The sequence below is a fragment of the Pseudomonas sp. R62 genome (assembly GCF_000257605.1).
GTDB classification, from domain to species: Bacteria; Pseudomonadota; Gammaproteobacteria; order Pseudomonadales; family Pseudomonadaceae; genus Aquipseudomonas; species Aquipseudomonas atacamensis.
This window is the reverse complement of sequence record NZ_JH635998.1, coordinates 2,166,725-2,172,002: the sequence shown is the minus strand read 5'-3', so window position 1 is coordinate 2,172,002 and position 5,278 is coordinate 2,166,725. Positions and strand designations below refer to the sequence as shown.

The window sequence follows — 5,278 nt, the reverse complement described above, 5'->3', positions numbered from 1 at the left end:
GGATGAGCACGGCAATGGTTCGACGCCGGCGCTGTCCTTGTTAATAGGCAGCAAACGCAGCTCGGCACCTCGTGCTGCACCCAATGCGCCGCTGGCGGCCGCGCAGGTTGCTCAGGCGCAGGCGAATAATGTGCCAGCGAGCAATCCGGCACCGACGCCAGCCCCTGCTCCGGCCAAACGTTCCACACAGAAGGCCGCTGAAGTCAGCGAAGAACCTTCCCGCGACAGCTTCGACCCGATGGCCGGCGCCGCTTCGCAGCAGGCCCCGGTTCGCGCGGAGCAGCGCACCGTGCAGGTAGAAGGTGCGCTCAAGCACACCAGTTACCTGAATCGCACGTTCACCTTCGAAAACTTCGTTGAAGGTAAATCCAACCAGCTAGCCCGTGCGGCGGCCTGGCAGGTGGCGGACAATCCCAAGCACGGTTACAACCCGCTCTTCCTTTATGGTGGCGTCGGCTTGGGTAAAACCCACTTGATGCACGCGGTGGGCAACCATCTATTAAAGAAGAATCCGAATGCCAAGGTCGTGTACCTGCATTCCGAGCGCTTTGTGGCCGACATGGTCAAGGCGTTGCAACTGAACGCCATCAACGAATTCAAGCGTTTCTACCGGTCGGTGGACGCCTTGCTGATCGACGATATTCAGTTCTTCGCTCGCAAGGAGCGTTCCCAGGAAGAGTTTTTCCACACCTTCAACGCGTTGCTTGAAGGTGGTCAGCAGGTCATTCTCACCAGTGACCGCTACCCGAAAGAAATCGAAGGCCTTGAAGAACGCCTCAAATCCCGCTTCGGTTGGGGCCTGACGGTTGCCGTCGAGCCGCCGGAACTGGAAACCCGCGTGGCGATCCTGATGAAGAAGGCCGATCAGGCCAAAGTCGAGTTGCCGCATGACGCCGCGTTCTTCATAGCCCAGCGCATCCGCTCCAACGTCCGTGAGCTGGAAGGTGCGCTGAAACGCGTAATCGCCCACTCGCACTTCATGGGCCGCGACATCACCATCGAGCTGATCCGCGAATCCCTGAAAGACTTGCTGGCGTTGCAGGACAAACTGGTCTCTGTGGATAACATTCAGCGCACCGTCGCCGAGTATTACAAGATCAAGATTTCCGACTTGCTGTCCAAGCGCCGTTCGCGCTCGGTGGCTCGTCCGCGTCAGGTGGCCATGGCGTTGTCCAAGGAACTGACCAACCACAGCCTGCCGGAAATCGGCGATGTGTTTGGCGGTCGCGACCACACCACCGTGCTGCACGCCTGCCGCAAGATCAACGAACTTAAGGAATCCGACGCGGACATCCGCGAGGACTACAAGAACCTGCTGCGTACACTGACCACTTGATGAACACCAGCGCAGCTTATTAAGGCAAGGGACTAGACCATGCATTTCACCATTCAACGCGAAGCCCTGTTGAAACCCCTGCAACTGGTCGCAGGCGTCGTCGAGCGCCGACAGACCTTGCCGGTACTGTCCAACGTGCTGTTGGTCGTCGAAGGCCAGCAACTGTCGCTGACCGGTACCGACCTGGAAGTCGAGCTGGTCGGTCGTGTGCAACTCGAAGAGCCGGCCGAAACGGGCTCGATCACCGTGCCGGCGCGCAAACTGATGGACATCTGCAAGAGCCTGCCCAACGACGCGCTGATCGACATCAAGGTCGACGAGCAGAAGCTGGTGGTGAAGGCCGGCCGTAGCCGCTTCACCCTGTCGACCCTGCCGGCCAACGACTTCCCGACTGTTGAAGAAGGCCCGGGCTCGCTGACGTGCAGCCTGGAGCAGAGCAAACTGCGTCGCTTGATCGAACGCACCAGCTTCGCCATGGCCCAGCAGGACGTGCGTTATTACCTCAACGGCATGTTGCTGGAAGTTTCCGCTGGTGTGATCCGCGCCGTGGCCACCGACGGTCACCGTTTGGCGATGTGCTCGATGCAGGCCGATATCGGTCAGCCGGATCGTCATCAGGTGATCGTACCGCGCAAAGGTATCCTCGAACTGGCGCGTCTGCTCACCGAGCCGGACGGCAATGTCAGCATCGTCCTTGGTCAGCATCACATCCGCGCCACCACGGGCGAGTTCACTTTCACCTCGAAACTGGTCGACGGTAAATTCCCGGATTACGAGCGCGTCCTGCCGAAAGGTGGCGACAAACTGGTACTCGGCGATCGTCAGGCATTGCGTGAAGCCTTCAGCCGTACGGCGATTCTGTCCAACGAGAAGTACCGCGGTATCCGTCTGCAGCTGGCCAGCGGTCAGTTGAAGATCCAGGCCAACAACCCGGAGCAGGAAGAAGCTGAAGAAGAAGTGGGCGTTGAGTACAACGGCGGCTCGCTGGAGATCGGTTTCAACGTCAGCTATTTGCTCGACGTGCTGGGCGTGATGACCACCGAGCAGGTTCGCCTGATCCTGTCCGACTCCAACAGCAGTGCGCTGGTGCAAGAGTCCGACAATGACGATTCGGCTTACGTTGTCATGCCGATGCGTCTGTAATCAGCTGATCCTGAATGTCGTTAAGTCGTGTTTCGGTCACCGCGGTGCGTAATCTGCACCCGGTGACCTTCTCCCCCTCCCCCCGCATCAACATTCTTTACGGCGCCAACGGCAGCGGCAAAACCAGTGTTCTGGAAGCCATTCATCTGCTGGGGCTTGCCCGTTCGTTTCGCAGCACGCGGCTGTTGCCGGTCATTCAGTACGAACAGCTCGCCTGTACGGTATTTGGTCAGGTTGAGCTGGCTGAAGGCGGACACAGTGCGTTGGGGATTTCTCGCGACCGTCAGGGCGAGTTCCAGATTCGCATCGATGGCCAGAACGCCCGTAGCGCTGCGCAGCTGGCGGAGATCCTGCCGTTGCAGTTGATCAACCCGGACAGCTTCCGTCTGCTGGAAGGCGCGCCGAAGATTCGCCGGCAGTTTCTCGACTGGGGTGTGTTCCACGTTGAACCGCGTTTCATGGCCACTTGGCAGCGTTTGCAGAAGGCGCTGCGCCAGAGAAACTCCTGGCTGCGGCATGGTACACTTGACGCCGTTTCGCAAGCGGTTTGGGACAGGGAACTGTGCCAGGCCAGCGCTGAAATCGATGAATACCGCCGCGCTTACATCACAGCCTTGAAACCGGTCTTCGAACAGACCTTGAGCGAACTGGTTGAGCTCGAGGGTTTGACGCTCAGCTATTACCGAGGCTGGGACAAGGACCGCGAATTGAGCGCCGTACTCGCCGGTTCCGTGCAACGGGACCAGCAGATGGGGCACACCCAGGCCGGACCGCAACGAGCTGATTTGCGTCTCAGATTGGGCGCACACAATGCCGCGGACATCCTGTCCCGGGGTCAGCAGAAGCTTGTGGTCTGTGCACTACGGATTGCCCAAGGGCACCTGGTCAGCCAGGCCCGCCGCGGACAGTGTATTTATCTGGTGGATGACTTGCCGTCCGAGCTGGACGAGAGCCACCGTCGCGCGCTGTGCCGCTTGCTGGAAGACTTACGCTGCCAGGTGTTCATCACCTGTGTAGATCACGAATTACTGAGGGAAGGCTGGCAGACGGAAACGCCAGTCGCTTTGTTCCACGTGGAACAGGGCCGTATCACCCAGACCCACGACCATCGGGAGTGAAGGCATTGAGCGAAGAAAATACGTACGACTCAACGAGCATTAAAGTGCTGAAAGGCCTGGATGCCGTACGCAAACGTCCCGGTATGTACATTGGTGACACCGACGATGGCAGCGGTCTGCACCACATGGTGTTCGAGGTGGTCGACAACTCGATCGACGAAGCCCTCGCCGGCCATTGCGACGACATCAGCATCATCATCCACCCGGACGAATCCATCACCGTTAAAGACAACGGTCGTGGCATCCCGGTAGACGTGCATAAAGAGGAAGGCGTTTCCGCCGCTGAGGTCATCATGACCGTCCTCCACGCTGGCGGTAAGTTCGACGACAACTCCTACAAGGTTTCCGGCGGTCTGCACGGTGTAGGTGTTTCGGTAGTGAACGCACTGTCCGAAGAGCTGGTCCTGACCGTTCGCCGCAGTGGCAAGATCTGGGAACAGACCTACGTCCACGGTGTGCCTCAGGCACCGATGGCCATCGTTGGCGACAGCGAAACCACCGGCACCCAGATCCACTTCAAGGCGTCCAGCGAAACCTTCAAGAACATTCACTTCAGCTGGGACATCCTCGCCAAGCGCATTCGTGAACTGTCCTTCCTCAACTCCGGTGTCGGCATCGTCCTCAAGGACGAGCGCAGCGGCAAGGAAGAGCTGTTCAAGTACGAAGGCGGCCTGCGTGCGTTCGTTGAATACCTGAACACCAACAAGACTGCGGTCAATCAGGTGTTCCACTTCAACATTCAGCGTGAAGACGGCATCGGCGTGGAAATCGCCCTGCAGTGGAACGACAGCTTCAACGAGAACCTGTTGTGCTTCACCAACAACATCCCGCAGCGCGACGGCGGCACCCACCTGGTGGGCTTCCGCTCGGCACTGACGCGTAACCTGAACAACTACATCGAGCAGGAAGGTCTGGCGAAGAAGCACAAAGTCGCCACCACCGGTGACGATGCCCGTGAAGGCCTCACCGCGATCATTTCGGTGAAGGTGCCGGATCCGAAGTTCAGCTCGCAGACCAAAGACAAGCTGGTGTCTTCCGAAGTGAAGACTGCGGTCGAGCAGGAGATGGGCAAATACTTCTCCGACTTCCTCTTGGAGAACCCGAACGAAGCCAAGCTGGTAGTCGGCAAGATGATCGACGCCGCCCGTGCCCGTGAAGCCGCGCGCAAGGCCCGTGAGATGACCCGCCGCAAAGGCGCGCTGGACATCGCCGGCCTGCCGGGCAAGCTCGCCGACTGCCAGGAAAAAGATCCGGCGCTGTCCGAACTGTACTTGGTGGAAGGTGACTCCGCGGGCGGTTCTGCCAAGCAGGGACGTAACCGCAAGACCCAGGCGATCCTGCCGTTGAAGGGCAAGATCCTCAACGTCGAGAAAGCGCGTTTCGACAAGATGATCTCTTCCCAGGAAGTGGGCACGCTGATCACCGCGCTGGGCTGCGGCATCGGTCGCGAAGAGTACAACATCGACAAGTTGCGTTATCACAACATCATCATCATGACCGATGCTGACGTCGACGGTTCGCACATCCGCACCCTGCTGCTGACCTTCTTCTTCCGTCAGCTGCCGGAGCTGATCGAGCGTGGCTACATCTACATCGCCCAGCCACCGCTGTACAAGGTCAAGAAAGGCAAGCAAGAGCAATACATCAAAGACGACGACGCCATGGAAGAGTACATGACGCA

The 5,278-nt window shown here is 59.0% G+C and carries 4 protein-coding genes; all 4 read left to right on the top strand.

All coding sequences use genetic code 11. From position 1 onward, the window contains the following. A partial coding sequence (gene dnaA, locus OQK_RS10780; protein ID WP_038860845.1) for a chromosomal replication initiator protein DnaA occupies nucleotides 1–1,336 on the top strand: 1,336 nt, incomplete at its 5' end. 39 nt (nucleotides 1,337–1,375) lie between these two features. Beyond that, complete coding sequence (gene dnaN / locus OQK_RS10775; RefSeq protein ID WP_016772390.1) at nucleotides 1,376–2,479, top strand: DNA polymerase III subunit beta; 1,104 nt, start codon at nucleotides 1,376–1,378, stop codon at nucleotides 2,477–2,479. 14 nt (nucleotides 2,480–2,493) lie between these two features. Further along, a complete protein-coding gene (gene recF / locus OQK_RS10770; protein ID WP_016772389.1) occupies nucleotides 2,494–3,597 on the top strand; it encodes a DNA replication/repair protein RecF in 1,104 nt (367 codons plus the stop codon). A 5-nt stretch (nucleotides 3,598–3,602) separates the two neighbouring features. After that, nucleotides 3,603–5,278: DNA gyrase subunit B (locus tag OQK_RS10765; RefSeq protein ID WP_038860844.1), on the top strand; the 1,676-nt coding region annotated here is incomplete at its 3' end.

What these genes read in the sequence shown, in the direction of transcription:
- dnaN (WP_016772390.1), top strand. Translation starts at nt 1,376, where the DNA reads ATGCATTTCACCATTCAACGCGAAGCCCTGTTGAAACCCCTGCAACTG.
- recF (WP_016772389.1), top strand. Translation starts at nt 2,494, where the DNA reads ATGTCGTTAAGTCGTGTTTCGGTCACCGCGGTGCGTAATCTGCACCCG.